This is a genomic window from Bacteroidales bacterium (assembly GCA_035299085.1).
Taxonomy (GTDB): Bacteria; Bacteroidota; Bacteroidia; order Bacteroidales; family UBA10428; genus UBA5072.
This window is the reverse complement of sequence record DATGXG010000007.1, coordinates 12,659-31,358: the sequence shown is the minus strand read 5'-3', so window position 1 is coordinate 31,358 and position 18,700 is coordinate 12,659. Positions and strand designations below refer to the sequence as shown.

Below are 18,700 nucleotides of genomic sequence, written 5' to 3'. Positions count from 1 at the left end.
ATCAATATTGCGTTTTTTAGCATAGAATGTTTTTGCAAGAGCACCAAACATCTGCTGGGGTGATTTGCATGTTGACAGGTTCGGAAGATATTCAGGATATTTATGCTCAATGAATTTAATCCATCCCGGTGAACATGAAGTGAACATCGGAAGCGAAATTTTTGCATCTCCGTCAACCAGTGCTTTCTTAAGTCTTACGAGCAGTTCAGTACCTTCTTCCATAATGGTAAGGTCGGCGCTGAAATCAGTGTCAAAAATGTATTTGAAACCAAGTCTGCGGAGAGCGGCAGTCATTTTGCCTGTTACCAGTGTGCCGGCAGGTAAATCGAACATTTCGCCCAGTGCTGCTCTTACAGCAGGTGCAGTCTGAACAATCACGGTTTTTGAAGGATTGGCAAGATCGCGGATAAGTTTGCGGGTATGGTCAACCTCGGTAAGGGCACCGGTCGGGCATACAGCTACACACTGACCGCAATAGGTACAAACTGAATCTTCAAGATCCATTTCAAATGCAGGCGCTACAACCGACATGAATCCGCGGTTGATGGCTGAAAGAGCGCCAACAGTCTGGAACTCGTTGCACATGGTTTCGCAACGGCGGCACATGATGCATTTGTTCATATCGCGGATGATAGCGGCTGAAAAGTCGGGTTTATAGGTCGACATTTCTGCTATATCTTCGTTATGAATTTCACGGATACCCATCTTGGTAGCCACATTCTGCAGATCGCAATTACCTGATTTGGCACAGGTAAGACATTCCTTCGGATGATCGGACAGAAGCAATTCAACAACTGTTCTGCGAGCATTCAGTACCCTGATCGAATGGGTTTTTACAATCATGCCTTCATTTACCTCTGTTGAACAGCTCGGAGCCAGGTTACGCCGGCCTTCTACTTCGACAACACATACACGGCAGCCACCCGGCTTATGTTCAATCTTAAGATCTTTCAGATCCATATAGCAAAGCACAGGTATTTCAACACCCGCTTCCTTTGCGGCTTTGTAAATTGTTGTTCCTTTTGGAACTTCAACCTGTTTATTATCTATTGTGAGTTTTACCATTTCCATTTTACGAGACAATTAATTTACGATTACTGCATTGAATTTACATCTGTCAAGACATGCACCGCATTTGATGCAGAGTGCCGGGTCAATCCTGTGAACTTCTTTTCTTTCACCTGTAATGGCGCCGACCGGACAAGCCCTTGCACAGGCCGTACATCCGCAACAGTTTTCTTCAACAATTTCATAGCGCATCAGGGCCTTGCAAACACCCGACGGGCATTTCTTATCATGAATATGGGCTTCATACTCATCCCTGAAATTATCCAGAATTGACAGAACCGGGTTTGGAGCCGACTGGCCGAGCATACACAGTGATGTATCCTTGATTACATTTCCAAGGTTTATCAACCGGTCTATGTCTTCCTCAGTTCCATTACCCTTTGTTATACTGGTAAGCAGTTCATGCATCCTCTTGTTGCCAACACGGCACGGGGTGCACTTTCCGCATGACTCGTCAACCGTAAAATCGAGGAAATATTTAGCTACGTCTACCATGCAATCATCCTCGTCCATAATAATCATACCGCCGGAACCCATCATGGCACCCGCAGCAATAAGACTTTCATAATCAATGGGCACATCCAGGTGCTTGTATGTAAGGCATCCGCCTGAAGGACCTCCGATCTGAACGCCTTTGAATTTTTTACCGTTCTTTATTCCGCCGCCGATTTCAAAAATTACTTCACGCAGGGTAATTCCCATGGGAACTTCAATAAGTCCCACGTTATTTACCTTGCCGGCCAGGGCAAATACTTTGGTGCCTTTCGATTTTTCGGTACCGATTGTATTGTACCATTCCCAGCCCTTGTTAATGATCACGGGAATGCTGGCGAAAGTTTCAACGTTGTTTACGTTGGTGGGTTTGCCCAGGTAGCCTTTTACCGAAGGGAACGGGGGTTTCATTGTGGGTTCGCCCCTGCCGCCTTCCATCGAATGAATAAGAGCGGTTTCCTCACCGCAAACAAAAGCACCTGCACCGTAACGGAGGGTAATATCAAAACCGAATTCGGTTCCGAATATATTTTTTCCGAGCAAGCCATACTGCCTTGCCTGTTCAATAGCTTTTTTAAGTCTTTCAATGGCAAGCGGATATTCAGCACGAATGTAAACAAGGCCGTTTGAAGCGCCTGTGCAGAAACCGTTAATAGCCATGGCCTCTATAACCGAATGGGGATCACCTTCAAGGATCGAACGGTCCATGAATGCACCCGGGTCGCCTTCGTCTGCGTTACAAACTACGTATTTTTCAGATCCGGGCGACTGCCTTGTGATTTCCCATTTCAGACCGGTAGGAAATCCTGCACCACCGCGGCCCCTGAGCCCTGCTTTCTTAATAACATTGATTGTTTCTTCGGGAGTCATGGATGTCAGTACTTTTCCAAGTGCCGAATATCCGTCGCGGGCGATATATTCCTCGATGTTTTCGGGGTCAATAACACCGCAATTCCGGAGAGCTATTCTCATCTGCTTTTTGTAGAATTCCATGCCACGGGAATCCATGACGATCTTTTCAGTCTTCGGATCCTTGTATAATAACCGTGAAACTTTGCGGCCTTTTACCACATGTTCTTCTACAATTTCTTTTGCATCCTCAGGTTTTACCTGGGTGTAAAAAGTATTATCGGGAATTATTTTTACAATAGGTCCCTTTTCACAGAAACCAAAGCATCCGGTACCCACAACCTGTGCGAAGTCATCAAGGCCCTGGTTTTTAATCTCTGTACGCAGATGTTCTGCCAGTATCTGGCTCTGTGATGATTTACAGCCTGTACCACCACACACCAGCATGTGAATTTTATAATCCGCCATGGATAATTGCCTCCTTATTGTTAATTATTTTCAATTTTCTGATAGTTAACCGGGATGATACCTTCCACCAAAGTTCCTGCCTTGATGTACTTTTCAATGATCTCATCTGCCTTCCTGGCATCCACGTAGCCAAAAACCACCGGTTCCTTGCCGGGTAAAGTAACCTCAACAGTCGGTTCAGCATAGCAATATCCCATGCAACCGGTCTGGGTAACGACCGCATCAATATTTCTTTTATCCAGTTCATCCACAATGTAGTTCATGGTTTCCCTCGATCCTGATGCAATGCAGCAGGTAGCCATGGCTACTTTAACCTGTATCATCTGTTCAGGTACTTCGCTTTTTTCACGAAGTTTGGTCTTCGATTGAAGCTTATCCTTAAGATTTCTCAGGTCAGCAAGGTTTTTTATTTTGTCCATACCATCAATTTATTTTAGTTTGCGAATATAAGTTCTAAAGTTCTTCTTGTCAATGATTTTAAGCGTATCAAAGCCTATTTAAACTGTTTCTTAATTACTGCGACAAAGCCTCCTGGTTTTCGTTGATATAACCAGCTATATAATTAAGCACTTCCCGGCTGTCAATACGTGTTTCGCCAAGAATATCCCTGACTTCAGCCGTATCGAGAATGAATTCCTGCCCGTCTTTTTCGTACCGGAATTCAAAATTCTTTTCAGGGTTCATGGCAATCAGCGTTTTGAATGTTGATCCGATGTCTCCTGTCGGAATCATGTCGATATGCCTGTAGTTGAAAACCACGGTTACTGTTGTTCCTCTTCCTTCTTCCGAAACTATTGTGAATGAGCCTTCTGTAAGCTCTGCATTCTGTTTCAGCAGGGGCAGTCCGAGACCCACTTTCTTGGTTACCGAAGAGGTGAAAAACGGGTCAAGCGCCTTATTCAGCAACGATTCATTCATTCCTTTCCCATTATCGCGGATTGTGAGCGTCAGTTTGCCTGTCGCTGAATTTTCACTTATTCCGGTGAAAATCTTATCAGCACCGGCGTTCAGCGAGTTCTGCACGATATCGAGAATATGGTAAGAAATATCCTTCATATTGACCTCACTTTTCTCCCGTTCTCATTCCTGATGGCCATCCTGAATTCATTAAAATCAGGCTTTTCCATGTAATATTCAGTGGTCACCAGACCAATACGTTCAATGTGGTGGGAATCAGAATTATTGACATGACAGAAGCGGCCTGTTTCAGGATGTTCTTCCAGGAACTTCATGTAATCGGCAACCGGCGAAACTTCAACGGCATCAATGTGAGCCGACGGTGGTAAAAATCCCAGCTGGCTGTATACACTGTTGTGCAACCTGTTGATATGTGCCGGTATAAAAATACCGTCAAGAGCGGCTACTGCTTCCGATATTTCATCAATGCTTGTATTCATTGCTGCACCCAGCATACGGACTTCCTCTTCAAGGATGTTTTCATCCTCGTCCACAATCAGCTGGTACCCGAAAATCTCTGGCTTATTTTCAATAAACATGAGATTTTCATCGATATATTGCTGAAATTTTGATGCTTTGTCCATATCTTCAAAGAACGTCAGGCAGTGAATCTCTTCTTTCGTATTTACCTCGGCGCCTGCCAGCACCGTAATTCCGTGTTTTCTGCCGATCTCCTGCGCCAGCCGGCAATGCCGGGTGCTGTTATGATCGGTGATAGCAATAAAGTCAAGCCCTTTTAAAACCGCCTGTTTTATAATACTCACGGGACTCATGTCGAGTCCGCCGCAAGGCGAAAGAACCGTGTGAATATGAAGATCAGCTTTAAACCACTGCATCCCTTTCCAGGATTTTATAAAGTTTGCCACAGGTGGAGAAAGCTGCTTCATGGGTTCCTAGAACAACAACTCCTTCGGCTGCAGCTGCCACAAGCGTGCCTTCATCAGGGTTACCACCATTGACAATGATTACAGCTGCAATATCTTTGAGCGATGCCACGGCTATGATATTTTTATGTGTTTGCATGGTAATCCACACATACCCTTCGCGGGCCTTGCCCATGACATCGCTTAAAAGGTCGGATGCATAGGCGCCTTTAACTTCCCTGCCCGTGTTTTCCTTACCGGCCAGAACCTTCAGGTTCAATTGGTTTATTATGATTTCTAAATTCATTATATATTTCTTTCGCCCTTTCAGGGCTGTTTTTGGTCTGTCCTTCGATTCACAGGGTTTCACCCTGTGCTGGTTTCTTAAACCCTGTCAGGGTTTGTATTCCTGGTTCTTCATTAATCACTAATTCCCTCATTCTTCTTTCCTTCATTCCCTCATTCCTTCATTCCTTCATTCCTTCATTCCTTCATTCTTTCATTCCTTCATTCTTTCATTCCTTCTTCCTCACTCCGGAAGCATCTTTCTGAACCGGTCCTTACCCCAGGTTTGCTCAGTAAAATCAACTACCTGTTTCATACCTTCTCCGCCTTTAACTTTGATGGCCACGAATACACAATCGCTTGTATGCGCCCGGTGCTGAACCACATCTTCGGCAAGTGTGCGGCAGGTTGGCGAACCGCAGGCACCGCAGTCGATTCCCGGTAGCCATGATTTGATCTTCTGTATTTTCTGCATTTTCTTCATAGCCTGCACCATATCCTCGTCAAGCTTCATGATTGACCTCGGTTCAACCTCTCCTATCGAAGCGTTGGCAAGAACATGGTCTGAGTAATTTTTAATCGACTTATTATCCACTATCTTGCCCGATTCCTTGTCGATATAATACTGGTCAGCACGGGTTCTTAACCTTTCTGAAACCAGGAACCGGTTGGTGAGTGAAAGAATTCCGCCTGCACAACCTTCATCACAGCCTTTCATTTCGAGGAAATCGAAATTGCCCAGTGTGTCATTTTCAAGCTTTTCAAGAAATTCTATTGCGTTTGAAATGCCGTCAATAGCAAGGCATCTGCCTTTTATATGTTTTGATTCTCCTCCCGTCAGTGTCCACACCATTTCTTCGGGCATCAGCTGCTCTTTTTCAGGAACGGGACAATACCCTTTTTCTTCCTTTCGGATGGTTGAATATACCCGGTTGTAAAGTGTCTTCAGGTTGATGACACCGTCAATGGGACTTGTTTCTTCGCCTACCGGACTTTTGACAGCCGCTATTTTGGCTGCACAGGGTGTAATATAAAATATACCGGTTTTACGGGGTTCTATTCCCTGGTCTTCCATTTTTTTCCTGTAGAAAATGGCTGTGAGGTCGAGCGGTGCCTTGTAAGGCAGGATATTTCCGACAAGCGAAGGGAATCTCACCTGGATCAGACGGACAATTGCCGGACAGAATGATGAAATGACAGGCCTGATATCCGTACGGTTTTCGAGGTACTGATTGATAATCTTTATCAGTAAACCGGCGCCATGTTCTACTTCAATTACCTGTGTGAAGCCTTCTTCGAGTATGCCGCTGTAAATTTTGCGTGTGGCTATATTTCGGGGAAACTGCCCTATAAAGACTGAAGGGACAAGTGCTACCCGGTGTTCATAATTGAATATGCGTGAGAAATCGTCTTCCTCAACCGATATAGCACTTACAGGGCATACCCTCATGCATTCACCACAATCGACGCATCTTTCGGGTATAAGACGGGCTTTCCCGCTCCTGACCCTGAGAGCTTCGGTAGGACAGGCTTTCATGCAATGAGTACAACCAATGCACAACTCATCATTAATATGTAATGCATGATGAAAGGCCATTATTTCTGAACGGGTTGTATGTACGTTGTCATTTCCACCACAGTACCTTTATTTAACCGGCTCTGAATATCCAGGTGGTCGGTGTTTTTTTTAATATTCGAAAGACCCATTCCCGCACCGAATCCCATTTCCCTTACTTTTTCAGATGCAGTTGAATATCCTTCCTGCATAGCCTTTTCAATATCCGGAATTCCGGGGCCTTCATCTTCCACTTTTACTTTAATCCTGGCCGGACTGATCAATACTTTCATTACACCCTTGTATGCATGCGCCACAACGTTAACTTCAGCTTCATAAGTGGCCACAGCGATGCGGCGGATGAGGGCAGGATCAATATTGAGCTGGTTCAGTATTTTTTTAATCTGGCTCGAAGCAGATCCGGCTTTGATAAAATCGCCGCCTTCAATCGGGAACTCAAATGCCATTTCTTTCATAAGCCGATCCTCTAATATAATGGTCTTAACCCTCCCTGGTAAAGTTTTCCGCTGGCGCCAAACATTGAAATGGGACTCTCAATGATAGTGACTCCCAGTTCTCCGGCCAGTTTCTTCATTTCATCAGTCACCTTCTTATTCCTTACAAGAAGGATACAGGCCACTTCAGCCATTTCTGCAGTGCGTATTGTCTGCAGGTTGGCAACTCCTGTGATAAGTAAGATACCGGTTTTGTTAACCGTTAGAACATCACTCAACAGGTCGGATGAAAAGGCGTGGGTTAAATCTGCATCTGACGGCTGATGACCGCAAACCAGTTTACCATTAGTAAGTGCAATAATTTCGGCAATCTTCATGCTCCCAACTTCGAAAAATCTCTTTCAACAACGCGTTATACGTATGCTGAAAAATTCTGTTACAAAAATAACAATTTTATTGTTATTTAAATAACAATAGTCGATTTCAGAGGCTAATATATACTGATTCTAAATTAATTTGATGCCGGATACGGGACACGAGATCGTCATTGCGAGGAGCTTGACCTGACTTTGATTATAGCAAAAATATCAGCGACGAAGCAATCTGCCCGAACAGGAAGGGCCTGACCAAGTGAGTCTAAGCGTCGTCCTGCCTGTGCGGGCAGATTGCTTCATCGACATTACCTTTTGTTATAATCATTGTTTTATCACGCTCCTCGCAATGACGAACACTCCAGTATCCACTTCACCCACTCCTCAAATCCCTCTCCTGTTTTCGCGGAGAGGGTGATGAATTCAAGGTGAGAATTAATTTTTAATGCATTCTTTTTCACTTTTTCAATGCTGAAATCAACATAAGGCAACAGGTCGGTTTTATTAATAAGACAAAGGTGAGCGCTTTCAAACATGTTGGGATATTTAAGAGGTTTATCATCACCCTCTGTAACGCTGATGATAACCACCCTGCTATTCTCTCCAAGGTCGAATAAAGCAGGACAAACCAGGTTTCCCACATTTTCGATGAGCAATAGTGCCCCCTCGGAAGGATTCAGCTTCTTAACAGCTTTATTTACCATCGACGCATCCAGATGGCAGCCATTACCGGTGTTTACCTGGACAACCGGTGCTTGTGTGGCCGCAATCCTGTCTGCATCCAGGCTTGTCTGCTGATCGCCCTCAATAACAAATACCTGTTTGCCGGCCAGTTTGATAATTGTCTTTTCAAGAATGGTTGTCTTGCCTGATCCGGGAGAACTCACCAGGTTAAGACAAGTGATGTTTTTAGCTTCAAAATAACCGCGGTTCCTTTCGGCAAGCATATCATTTTCATGAAGGATGTTGGTTTCAACCCGAATCCGGGTGCTGGTATGATGTTCATGATCGTGACTGTGCAAGTGATTATGATCATGGTGATCATGTTCATGATCATGGTGATGGTCGTGATCATGGGCGTGACCGTGGCCGTGATGATGTTCCTCTTTAGGGTCGATTATCCTGAATCCGCTGTTATCCCCGCATCCGCATGTTTCGCACATAGAAGTTTGATTTTATAAGGACAAATTTAGTTGGAATTTTGTTTCAAGGTTGTTTCAAGGTTTTTTCAAGGTTGTTTCAAGGTTAACCTCGTTGGAACTATTTGGAACTACTTTGGAACCATTTGGAACCACATTGGAACTACTTTGAACTACCTTCAATCGCCGCAACCCTCAATTCCTTTCCACTTAAAACTTTCGGACTCACATCACCGCAACCTGGACAGGATTCGTAAATCTCAACCGGGCTGTATTCCTTTCCGCAGACACTGCAGGAAACAATAAGCGGTATTTCCTTTATTATAAGCCGGGTCCTTTCAAAAGCACTGCCTTTCACAGCTGCTTCCCAGGCAAATTCCATGGCTTCCCTGATCACTCCTGAGGCTGCGCCGACTTCCAGTTCAACGGATTCAACCGTTGTAAGCCCGTTTCTCTCTGCCGTTTCAGTGACTATTTCTATTATATTCTCTACAAGTGAAAATTCGTGCATTTATTAGCTATTTAGGCTATTAGGCTGTTAGTTAATGGGACCTATATGACCTATGGGACGTAAGCGACATTGAGAACGCTCAAACCTCAAACATTCAACAAATCCTCGGCAACTGCTCTCCTGCAATCTTATCCACCATCCTCGTGCCTCCCACAACCGATTTCATAAGCACCTTTCCTGGATTCTGATCCGTTATGGTTCCGATAAGTGAAGCATTAAGGCCAAGAGGATGATGTTGCATCAGATCAACGGCCATACCGGCTGTATCAGCGGATACCACCATAAGTACCTTACCTTCGTTGGCCAGGTACAACGGATTGAAACCGTATATTTCACAAAGGCCCTTTACCTGTTCCCGCATAGGGATATCTTTTTCATAAATAAGAATTCCGTTTCCGGTGGAGTCAGCTATTTCAGCCAGGATAGTTGCCAGTCCGCCCCGCGTAATATCCCGCATGAAACGGACCTTTACACCTTTTGCAAGCAGCATCTGTATCAGCGAATTCAGACAGGCTACATCCGATGTTACAGGTTCTTCGAACCTGAGGTTTTCCCTGGCGGCAAGTACAGCCATTTCATGGTCACCCAGGAAACCATTCACCATAATCTGATCACCCGGTTGAATGGTCCGGCCTTTTGAAATCGGTTCGAATTCCCTTTTAACCACTCCGATCCCCGCGGTATTTATGAAAACTTTGTCACACTGTCCCCTTTTTACAACCTTTGTGTCGCCTGTAACAATCTTCACACCGGCATTCGCAGCTTCCTCAGCCATTGAACGTACAATCACTTCAAGGTTCTCGACGGGAAAACCTTCTTCGATTATAAAACCCGCACTCAGGTATAGCGGCACTGCACCTGCAACCGACAGATCATTCACGGTTCCGCACACAGCCAGTTTACCAATGTTACCGCCTGGAAAGAATACAGGATCGATGACGAATGAATCGGTTGTGAAAGCCAATAATGAATCATGGACATTCAGAATAGCCGAATCTGTGGCTATCTCATGTCCACCGGGATTGAAATACCGCAAGAATACATCCCTGATTAAATCTGATGTCATCAGTCCGCCGCTGCCATGGCCTATCAGAATAGTTTTGTTCATGTATCCGCTTTTTCGTAAAGATATATAAAAGCCGTATTGTGAAATTATTCTTGCGCTTTAATCTAAAAAAACTAACTTTAAATAGGCAATGTTTTTCTCACAGTAACATGGTTAATGACACGCAACTTTAACAAGTCTATTGATATTGTAACAGCAATTTTGGATCTTAAAAAAAACCCTGAAAAAAGACATGCTGATTTCAATGCTGAAGAAACACCTTAGATAAAATAAAACAATAAACTCACATTACAATTATGAAATACCACATTCTTTTCTTCCTGGTGGCTTTTTCAACTTCTATTAATGCTCAGAACCTTCAATGGATATCGACTGGTGCAGGTGACGCCTATTATTCTGAAAATAATGCAATTGCCGTAGCATCTACCGATAATTATATTTATATATCCGGCCATGCAGTTGGTGACAAAGTTTATATTAAGGATACTACAATTTCCCATGGCGATTTTTCATTTATCGCCCAATTTGATAAAGAAGGAAATTTACGATGGATACGGGAAAATTCCGGGGAAGAAGCCAACGATATAGCCGTGAATAGCAAATATGAGGTATATACATTTTATAAACCTTCGCTGCTAAATCATCATATTATTAAATATGATATGAACGGGAATCAATTATGGGATAAAGAATTACCATACGATATTGATTTCTTTAAATCCATAACTGTGGATAAGAATGATAATTTGTTAATTACCGGACGCTATTTTACCATTGGTAATTCTTTAACTTTTGAGGATACTGTCATTTATAATGTAGAGAAGGATAAAACCAATTCTTTTGTAATGAAGTATGATTCTGAAGGCAGGTTCAAATGGTTTACATCATCAAAAATTAGTCCTTTTGGTGCTTCTTTAGAATTTAGTGACCTGCAAACAAATGACGATGGTGAGGCTTATGTTACAGGATATTATGAAATATTCAGTGAAAATGACAGCATTCAATTCGGCGATTTCCATTTAAATTCGCGATCCAATCCTGCGTATCCGGAAAACTATTTTAGCGGTACAGATATTGTCCTGGCCAAATTGAGTGCAAATGGTGAAGTACTTTGGGCCAAAGGTTATGGAGGTCAAAGAGATGATCGCGGTAATAAAATTGCAGTAAATGCTTCAGGCGATGTGTTCATGACCGGCGTTTATAATGATACTGTCTGTTTTTCAAATTTTAAATCTGCTTTCCTGGGTTTCCACGGTTTTTTATGCAAGGTGAATCCCGAAGGAGTAGTAGAATGGGCTAACCAGATTGCCAGTAATACATTTAGCAATACAAACGAACAGAGTAAAGCAGTGGCTGCTGATGATAATTATATTTACGTAGGAGGATATTATCCAGGCAGTTGGGCGGTTTTCGGAAGTACTAATCTTGAAGATTCCATGATCGTATTTAATGATTTCAAGCACGGAAGCTTTTTGGCAAGATATTCACCACAAGGTGATTTTATTAGCGTAAACCATATTATTGGCGATGTGTCAGGAATAGAAGATATAAATCTGAACGGAAGGTCTGTTTATGTGGCAGGAAATGCATTGCCACCCGCAACAATTTTTAGTTTGCCTTTTCCTATAGTATCAAATAATCATAATATGCACTTTTTTCTTACTTCACTGCAGTATGATCCATTAACCGGATATCCTGAAAATAATGCAGGAAATATCAGCTTTTATCCGAATCCTGTATCCGGCTTTTTTATCATACAAGGTGAATCTAAAGAAGAAATTACCAGTGTAGCAATAATTGATCTGAAAGGAAACTTTCTCATTTTTGAAAAAATTTCCGGAAATTATTCACAAATTGATGTGTCTTCATTACCTGCTGGTATGTATATTCTGAAAATTCAAACAACCAATGGTTTCGAGATTAGGAAACTGGTGAAAAGCAATCCCTGATTCTTATTTAGTTTTAAAAATTATCAATTATTATGTGAGTAGTACGCTGCTTCTGATGGTAATATTATAGAACCAGATACTCATTCATTAAAAACCTTAACATGCGGATCACTCATAGCAGAATCTTTTTGATAGCTTTCAGCTTATTCATTACATTCCTTTCATCAGCCCAAAATCTTCCTTTCCGGAATCCGGATTTGAGTCCGGAAGAAAGAGCAAAGGATTTGATATCAAGATTGACCCTTGAAGAAAAGGCAACCTTGATGTGCGACCAGTCCGATGCCATTCCCCGTCTTGGTATTAAAAAATTCAACTGGTGGAGCGAAGCATTGCATGGTTATGCCAACAACGACAGTGTTACCGTATTTCCAGAGCCTATTGCAATGGCCGCATCTTTTAATGACAAACTTGTTTTTGAAATTTTCAATGCTGTATCCGATGAAGGAAGGGCTAAATACAACCAATGGCTGAGCCGTGGCAATGAAAATAAGCGGTTCCTGAGTCTTTCCGTTTGGACACCCAACGTTAATATATTCCGCGACCCAAGATGGGGAAGGGGACAGGAGACCTATGGCGAAGACCCTTACCTGACATCCCGGATGGGCGTACAGGTTGTAAAAGGATTGCAGGGTCCGGCCGATGCCAAATACCGTAAGTTACTCGCCTGCGCCAAACATTATGCCGTTCACTCGGGTCCCGAATGGAGCCGCCATGAACTGAATCTGAATAACGTGAGCCCCCGCGATTTAAACGAAACCTACCTGCCGGCCTTCAAGGCGTTGGTGCAGCAGGCCGATGTCAGGCAGGTAATGTGCGCCTATCAGCGTCTGGATGATGAACCGTGTTGCGGAAACACGCGGTTACTCCAACGTATTCTACGCGATGAGTGGGGATTTAAATACATGGTTGTTTCTGACTGCGGTGCGGTATCCGACTTTTATACTTCACATAAAGTTTCGTCAAATCCTGTTCATGCTGCATCAAAGGCTGTGCTGGCCGGTACGGATGTGGAATGCATATGGCAAAACTACCCCTTTAAAACTCTTCCGGATGGTGTACAACGGGGTTTAATAAAAGAAGAGGATATTAACCAAAGTCTCCTGCGGGTACTTACCGGACGTTTTGAACTGGGTGATTTCGATCCCGATTCAATAGTTCCCTGGGCACAGATCCCGCCCTCGGTCATTAACAATGATCAGCACAAGAAACTGGCCTACATGATGGCTCAGCAGACGATGACATTGCTCCAGAATAAGAATAACATCCTGCCTCTGTCAAAATCAGGTAAAAAAATAGCAGTCATTGGTCCCAATGCAAACGATGAAGTGATGCTCTGGGGAAACTACAATGGAACACCCATTCACACCGTTACTATCCTGCAGGGAATCCAATCGAAAATCCCGGCAAATAAAATATTCTACGACAAAGGATGTGACCTTGTAGAGGATAAGGTAACTGCCAGTTATTTCCCGAAGGTTTCTTTTGAAGGAAAACCCGGTTTTAAAGCAACATACTGGAATACACCCGATATGAAGGGTGATGTGGTTGCCACTCAGCAGGTAACCGATGCCATTAAAAAAACAACTGCCGGTCAGCATGAGTTTGCATCAGGGGTGAAACTCGAAGGCTTCTCGGCTTTGTTCGAAACCGAGTTTGTTCCTGAAGTATCAGAAGAACTGGTGTTCAAAACAGGTGCCGCCGGATCATTCGAACTGATTGTTAATGGGGTTTCAGTACAACATTATCAGAACTGGCGCGTGCTTCCTTCACGGGTTCCATTCAGTGTTGAAGCAGGTAAAAAGTACAAAATAGAAATCCGTTATGCCCAGTTAAATAACTGGCAGGCCAACATAGAATTTGATTTCGGAAAAGAAATGGATGTGGATTATACCGCGCTGATCAATAAACTGAAAGGTATTGATGTGGTTGTTTTTGTGGGGGGGATTTCAGGAAAGCTCGAAGGTGAAGAAATGCCTGTTTCCTATCCCGGTTTCAAAGGAGGCGACCGCACAAACATTGAATTACCCTCGGTTCAGCGGAATTGCCTGAAAGCATTGAAGGCAGCTGGTAAAAAAGTAATTTTCGTAAGTTGTTCCGGATCGGCTCTTGGCTACCTTCCTGAAACAGAAAGCTGTGATGCTATTTTGCAGGCATGGTACCCGGGTGAACAAGGCGGCAGGGCAGTTGCCGATGTACTATTTGGTGATTACAATCCGTCAGGCAAATTGCCCGTCACATTCTACAAGGATTCTGAAAAGCTGGGTGATTTTGAAGATTATTCAATGAAAGGCCGCACCTACCGGTATACTACTGATTACCTGTTTCCTTTCGGATATGGCCTCAGCTACACATCCTTTGCAATTGGCAATGCCTCATTGAGCAAAACTGCCATTAAAGCAGATGAATCCGTGCAACTGACTGTTCCGGTTCAGAACACAGGAAAACGAAACGGTACCGAAATTGTCCAGGTATATATCCGCAAGCAGGAAGATAATGACGGTCCGCTGAAAACTCTCCGGGGATTCAGCAGGGTCGAACTGCCTTCCGGAAAAACACAGCAAGCTGTAATTGAGCTTACCCCGGCATCTTTTGAATTCTATGACTCAAAAAGCTATGCGATGGCTGTTACTCCGGGTAAGTATATAATTTACTACGGAAACAGTTCTGATGATAAAGATTTAAAACAACTGACAATAGAAATTCAGTAAACCCTGTCTGACCATGAAAAATTTCACGCGATTTCTATTGATAATATTGGCTGTTTATCGCCTGTCCCCGCTTTCATACTGCCAGATCACCGAAGATTTTAAACCCTCTTCAACCAATCAACCCGGTAAGGAATTCCCGAAAGTAAATTCTGAAGGTCGGGTAAGAACTCAGATTTCCGCTCCCGGTGCCAAAATGGTCCAGCTTGATATCGGTGCTGTAAAATACAATATGGTTAGGGACAGCAACGGAGTATGGACAGGCGAGTCGAATCCCCAGGATGAAGGATTTCACTATTACCAGCTGAATATCGACGGAGCCTCGGTTCCTGACCCCGGTACAAAATATTATTATGGCGCAGGCCGCTGGGGCAGCGGAATTGAGATACCGGCACATGACCAGGATTTTTATGCTCTGAAAGATGTTCCGCATGGCATCATTAGTGAATTGAACTATTTTTCAACTATTACAAAGGCTTGGCGCAGGTGCTTTATTTACACTCCGCCTGAATACGGTAAAAACGCTGCCATACGTTACCCGGTACTTTACTTGCAACATGGCAGTTATGAGGATGAAACCGGATGGTCAGGCCAGGGTAAAGCCGGCATAATCCTGGATAACCTGATTGCCGAAAAAAAGGCTGTTCCCATGATCATTGTAATGGATAACGGGTATGCCTCTAAACCGGGGCCAAAATTGAATACCGACTCAAAAATTCCGCCATCCGCATTTGAAGAGGTGCTGATAAACGAAATTATACCGATGATCGATTCCCGCTTTCTTACCATAGCTAACCGTGATAACCGGGCTATTGCCGGTTTGTCGATGGGTGCCAATCAAACCATGCGCATAATAATGAATAACCTGGAAGTTTTTTCGAACTACGGCGGATTCAGCGGTACATCCAATTTTCCGTCTTCAGATGAAGTGGATCCAGTCACTTTCCTCGACGGAAAATTTAAAGACGGCCAGGACCTGAACAAGAAGTTCCATGTATTCTTCCTCAGCATGGGAACGAAAGAGCCCAATCCATTCCCCGGTTCAATCGGGGCATTCAGGAGGATGATGGATAAACAGGGAATAAAATATACATATTACGAATCTCCGGCCACCGCACATGAATGGCTGACCTGGAGAAGATCGCTGCACGAGTACGCACAATTATTATTTAATAACTAAAAAAACCAGGGTTTCATTTATGCGATTTGTTCTATTTCTTCTTTTTTTGACCACCCTGGATGCGTATTCCCAGGAAAAATTAAATAAATTCTCCGTCAATCCCATCCAGCTTATCGGCTATAACCGGCTAAATGTTGAATATGAAAGGGGATTTCATGATGGAAAATACGGAATTAGTATTTATTACGGGCAAACCGGTAATTCTTCACGGAAGATCCACGGACAATATTCGTATTTGTCCGAACAAAACGCTTCGTTTAGATTGTACAGCCGAAAATTATCTGTGAGTAGTTTCTGGTATGGTGGAATGATTTCGGTTACATCAGGAAATATTTACGATGAAAACGGTATTGACAAAGCCACCAATATTGGTGCATTGGGAATTATGGCTGTAACCGGGTACCAGTTTATTATTAAATCATTCTATGCAACACCATACCTTGGAGTAGGTTATGCATTAACCAATAATCTATTCGGAAGTGTTGAATATACGGGACATATAGGCAGACCAACCGATTGGTTATTGACTTATGGTTTAAAAACAGGTTTTTGCTTTTAAGCCGTCTATTTTTTATTATTTTTAAGTTAATTCTAACAGTCATTTTATTCATTTCATAACATGAAAACTCCGGAATTGAAAACACGTATTCTTGCGATTTTTGTAGTACTCCTGATGACTACCAGCCTCTTTGCCCAAAAATCAAATCTCTATATCTACCTCTGTTTTGGTCAATCCAATATGGAAGGACAGGGAGTCATTGAAGCCCAGGATTCAACTGTCGACAGCCGTTTTATGGTTTTCCAGGCCCTCGATTGCCCGAACCTGGGAAGAGAAAAAGCTCACTGGTATCCGGCAGTTCCGCCTACCTGCCAGTGCTTTTCACGGCTTTCACCGGCTGATTATTTCGGGCGGACCATGGTGGAAAACCTTCCTGAAAACATTAAGGTGGGAGTGATCAATGTGGCTATCGGCGGTTGCGATATCCGGATATTTGATAAGGATATTTACAGGGATTATGATTCAACCTATAAAGAGAAGTGGTTTACTGATAAAGTGGCTTACTATGAAAACAATCCTTATAAATACCTGGTCGACCTGGCCAGGCTGGCCCAGAAAGACGGGGTTATCAAGGGAATTCTCCTGCACCAGGGCGAAACCAATACCGGCCAGAAAGAGTGGCCGCTATATGTGAAGAAAATTTACAATGATATGCTGAAGGATCTTGGTTTAGAGGCTGACAAAGTACCCCTGCTGGCCGGTGAAACTTTGGCAACCGGCACCAATTGCTGTTCTTCAATGAATACAATCATACGAACACTCCCCGAAGTCATTCCCACTGCCCATGTAATTTCCTCTGAAGGATGCAAGGGGATGGACCAGGCGCATTTTGATTCGGAAGGATACAGGATTCTGGGAAAACGGTATGCTGCAGAAATGCTGTCGATTATGGGTATTAAAGTTAAATGAACAGCCCGATAAAAAGATATCCTGTCAGACATCCGCTCCTGAGTAAGTATATTAAGTTTTACTGGGAACTTCATATTGATAAGGCTCAGTTTAACCATAAAATAATTCCGCAGAGGAATATTAATATACGGTTTAACCTTTCTTCGACGCCCCATTTTATTCAAAAGGACACTGAAATAACTCTTCTTGAAAACGTTTATTTCCAGGGTCTGCACAGCAGATTTGCCAATGCCCGTCTGAAACTGGACGGCCATGTGGATATATTGGGTATCTGTTTTAAATCGGATGGTATTTACCCGTTTTTAAAAATACCCGTTTCAGAATTCAGGAATCAGATAGTGGGCGCGAGTGAAATTGGATTTAATATAGCCGGTGAAATTTGTGAGAAACTCAGGGAATCACATGGTACTGCAGAAAGATTATTAATTCTTGAAAATGAACTGTTGTTAATTCTTGCGTCTTCTCCTGCGGTTCACGAAAATTTTCATTTGTTGTTTGAAGCCCTGAACCAGGATAATACCGTTCAACTGGCGGAGTTTTGCAACCGGCAAAACATTGGTTTAAGACAGCTCGAAAGAATGTATTGTAAATATGTGGGATTGCCTGCCAGTACCTATATCACGCTAAACAGGTTTCATAAAAGCCTGAATCAATTGTTTAATTCCGGTTATTCCAAATTATCTGACCTTGCTTATGATAACGGGTATTTTGACCAGATGCATTTTATTAAGGAATTTAAACGATTTACAGGAAATACTCCCGGAAAGTTTGTAAACGAAAACGATTCCATTTTGCAGATCAATAAATAAAAAAGCGGGTTGTCGTTTTTATACTATTTGCCCTGGATTGTGCTCTGTAGTTTTGTCGTCATAACTTTTAATTTTTAAGACAATGATTACAGAACTTTTAAAAATCGAAGCATTACCAACAACAACAGCTGACCAGGTAATGGAGGCTGCTGCAACCGTCAATTCTTTCGTTCAGAAGCAGGATGGATTTATAAATGCTGAACTGATTAAAGCAATTGAAGGCAACACATGGTATTTTATTTATCACATCGAAAATTTTGAAAAAGTGAAGGCTGTTGGCGAAAAAATCAGGGGCATGAAGCTTTTTGGTGTTTTTATGCCTCTTATCGTGCCCGGAAGCATGAGTGTTTCATTTTACAGTCACATGAACAAATGGCCTGCGAACGCATAGTGATACCATATGATAGCGATTTTAGTTATTGACATACAGAACGGGAGTTTCCCAAAGGGAAACCCCGTTATCCACTTACGCAACCCAAACTGACTAAAATGCATCATTATAAAAAATTA

The 18,700-nt window shown here is 43.0% G+C and carries 19 protein-coding genes; 7 read left to right on the top strand and 12 right to left on the bottom strand.

Features of this window, described 5'->3' with window-relative positions; genetic code table 11:
- The 12 genes from VK179_01540 to hypE form a co-directional block, all read right to left on the bottom strand.
- Positions 1-1,071 (bottom strand): [Fe-Fe] hydrogenase large subunit C-terminal domain-containing protein (locus VK179_01540; GenBank protein ID HLO57402.1); only part of this gene is annotated, 1,071 nt, incomplete at its 3' end.
- Between the two features lie 12 nt (positions 1,072-1,083).
- Positions 1,084-2,877: an NADH-quinone oxidoreductase subunit NuoF gene (locus tag VK179_01535; GenBank protein HLO57401.1), complete on the bottom strand. Its 1,794-nt coding sequence runs from the start codon at positions 2,875-2,877 to the stop codon at positions 1,084-1,086.
- Positions 2,878-2,897: 20 nt separating this feature from the next.
- Positions 2,898-3,296, bottom strand: a complete 399-nt coding sequence (locus VK179_01530) for a (2Fe-2S) ferredoxin domain-containing protein (protein ID HLO57400.1) — start codon at positions 3,294-3,296, stop codon at positions 2,898-2,900.
- A gap of 94 nt (positions 3,297-3,390) precedes the next feature.
- The gene (locus VK179_01525; GenBank protein ID HLO57399.1) at positions 3,391-3,933 is read right to left on the bottom strand and encodes an ATP-binding protein; all 543 of its coding nucleotides are present in this window, start codon (positions 3,931-3,933) and stop codon (positions 3,391-3,393) included.
- Positions 3,930-4,670, bottom strand: coding sequence for a PHP domain-containing protein (locus VK179_01520; protein HLO57398.1), 741 nt, complete (start codon positions 4,668-4,670; stop codon positions 3,930-3,932). The genes VK179_01525 and VK179_01520 overlap by 4 nt, the downstream gene beginning before the upstream one ends.
- Complete coding sequence (locus VK179_01515) at positions 4,657-5,004, bottom strand: hypothetical protein (GenBank protein HLO57397.1); 348 nt, start codon at positions 5,002-5,004, stop codon at positions 4,657-4,659. The genes VK179_01520 and VK179_01515 overlap by 14 nt, the downstream gene beginning before the upstream one ends.
- Before the next feature lie 222 nt (positions 5,005-5,226).
- A complete protein-coding gene (locus tag VK179_01510) occupies positions 5,227-6,579 on the bottom strand; it encodes a [Fe-Fe] hydrogenase large subunit C-terminal domain-containing protein (protein ID HLO57396.1) in 1,353 nt (450 codons plus the stop codon).
- Positions 6,579-7,013: an anti-sigma regulatory factor gene (locus tag VK179_01505; protein HLO57395.1), complete on the bottom strand. Its 435-nt coding sequence runs from the start codon at positions 7,011-7,013 to the stop codon at positions 6,579-6,581. Before VK179_01505 ends, VK179_01510 begins: the two co-directional genes overlap by 1 nt.
- 11 nt (positions 7,014-7,024) lie before the next feature.
- Entirely contained in the window at positions 7,025-7,369 is a 345-nt protein-coding gene (locus VK179_01500; GenBank protein ID HLO57394.1) for a DRTGG domain-containing protein, read from the bottom strand.
- A gap of 329 nt (positions 7,370-7,698) precedes the next feature.
- Positions 7,699-8,526, bottom strand: a complete 828-nt coding sequence (gene hypB / locus VK179_01495) for a hydrogenase nickel incorporation protein HypB (GenBank protein ID HLO57393.1) — start codon at positions 8,524-8,526, stop codon at positions 7,699-7,701.
- A gap of 139 nt (positions 8,527-8,665) precedes the next feature.
- Positions 8,666-9,013, bottom strand: coding sequence for a hydrogenase maturation nickel metallochaperone HypA (hypA, locus tag VK179_01490; GenBank protein ID HLO57392.1), 348 nt, complete (start codon positions 9,011-9,013; stop codon positions 8,666-8,668).
- Between the two features lie 94 nt (positions 9,014-9,107).
- Positions 9,108-10,121, bottom strand: coding sequence for a hydrogenase expression/formation protein HypE (gene hypE, locus VK179_01485; protein ID HLO57391.1), 1,014 nt, complete (start codon positions 10,119-10,121; stop codon positions 9,108-9,110).
- Positions 10,122-10,375: 254 nt separating this feature from the next.
- On the opposite strand from hypE, the gene VK179_01480 reads away from it, so the two are divergent.
- The 7 genes from VK179_01480 to VK179_01450 all read left to right on the top strand — a co-directional run bounded on the left by VK179_01480 (position 10,376) and on the right by VK179_01450 (position 18,581).
- Entirely contained in the window at positions 10,376-12,028 is a 1,653-nt protein-coding gene (locus VK179_01480) for a T9SS type A sorting domain-containing protein (GenBank protein ID HLO57390.1), read from the top strand.
- Positions 12,029-12,129: 101 nt separating this feature from the next.
- Positions 12,130-14,736, top strand: coding sequence for a xylan 1,4-beta-xylosidase (gene xyl3A, locus VK179_01475; GenBank protein HLO57389.1), 2,607 nt, complete (start codon positions 12,130-12,132; stop codon positions 14,734-14,736).
- A 13-nt stretch (positions 14,737-14,749) separates the two neighbouring features.
- Positions 14,750-15,913, top strand: a complete 1,164-nt coding sequence (locus VK179_01470; GenBank protein ID HLO57388.1) for an alpha/beta hydrolase-fold protein — start codon at positions 14,750-14,752, stop codon at positions 15,911-15,913.
- A gap of 19 nt (positions 15,914-15,932) precedes the next feature.
- On the top strand, positions 15,933-16,472 hold the full coding sequence (locus tag VK179_01465; GenBank protein HLO57387.1) for a hypothetical protein: 540 nt from the start codon (positions 15,933-15,935) through the stop codon (positions 16,470-16,472).
- A gap of 60 nt (positions 16,473-16,532) precedes the next feature.
- On the top strand, positions 16,533-17,381 hold the full coding sequence (locus VK179_01460) for a sialate O-acetylesterase (GenBank protein HLO57386.1): 849 nt from the start codon (positions 16,533-16,535) through the stop codon (positions 17,379-17,381).
- On the top strand, positions 17,378-18,190 hold the full coding sequence (locus VK179_01455; GenBank protein ID HLO57385.1) for an AraC family transcriptional regulator: 813 nt from the start codon (positions 17,378-17,380) through the stop codon (positions 18,188-18,190). The genes VK179_01460 and VK179_01455 overlap by 4 nt, the downstream gene beginning before the upstream one ends.
- An 82-nt stretch (positions 18,191-18,272) precedes the next feature.
- A complete protein-coding gene (locus tag VK179_01450; GenBank protein ID HLO57384.1) occupies positions 18,273-18,581 on the top strand; it encodes a hypothetical protein in 309 nt (102 codons plus the stop codon).
- The last annotated feature ends 119 nt before the right edge of the window (positions 18,582-18,700 follow it).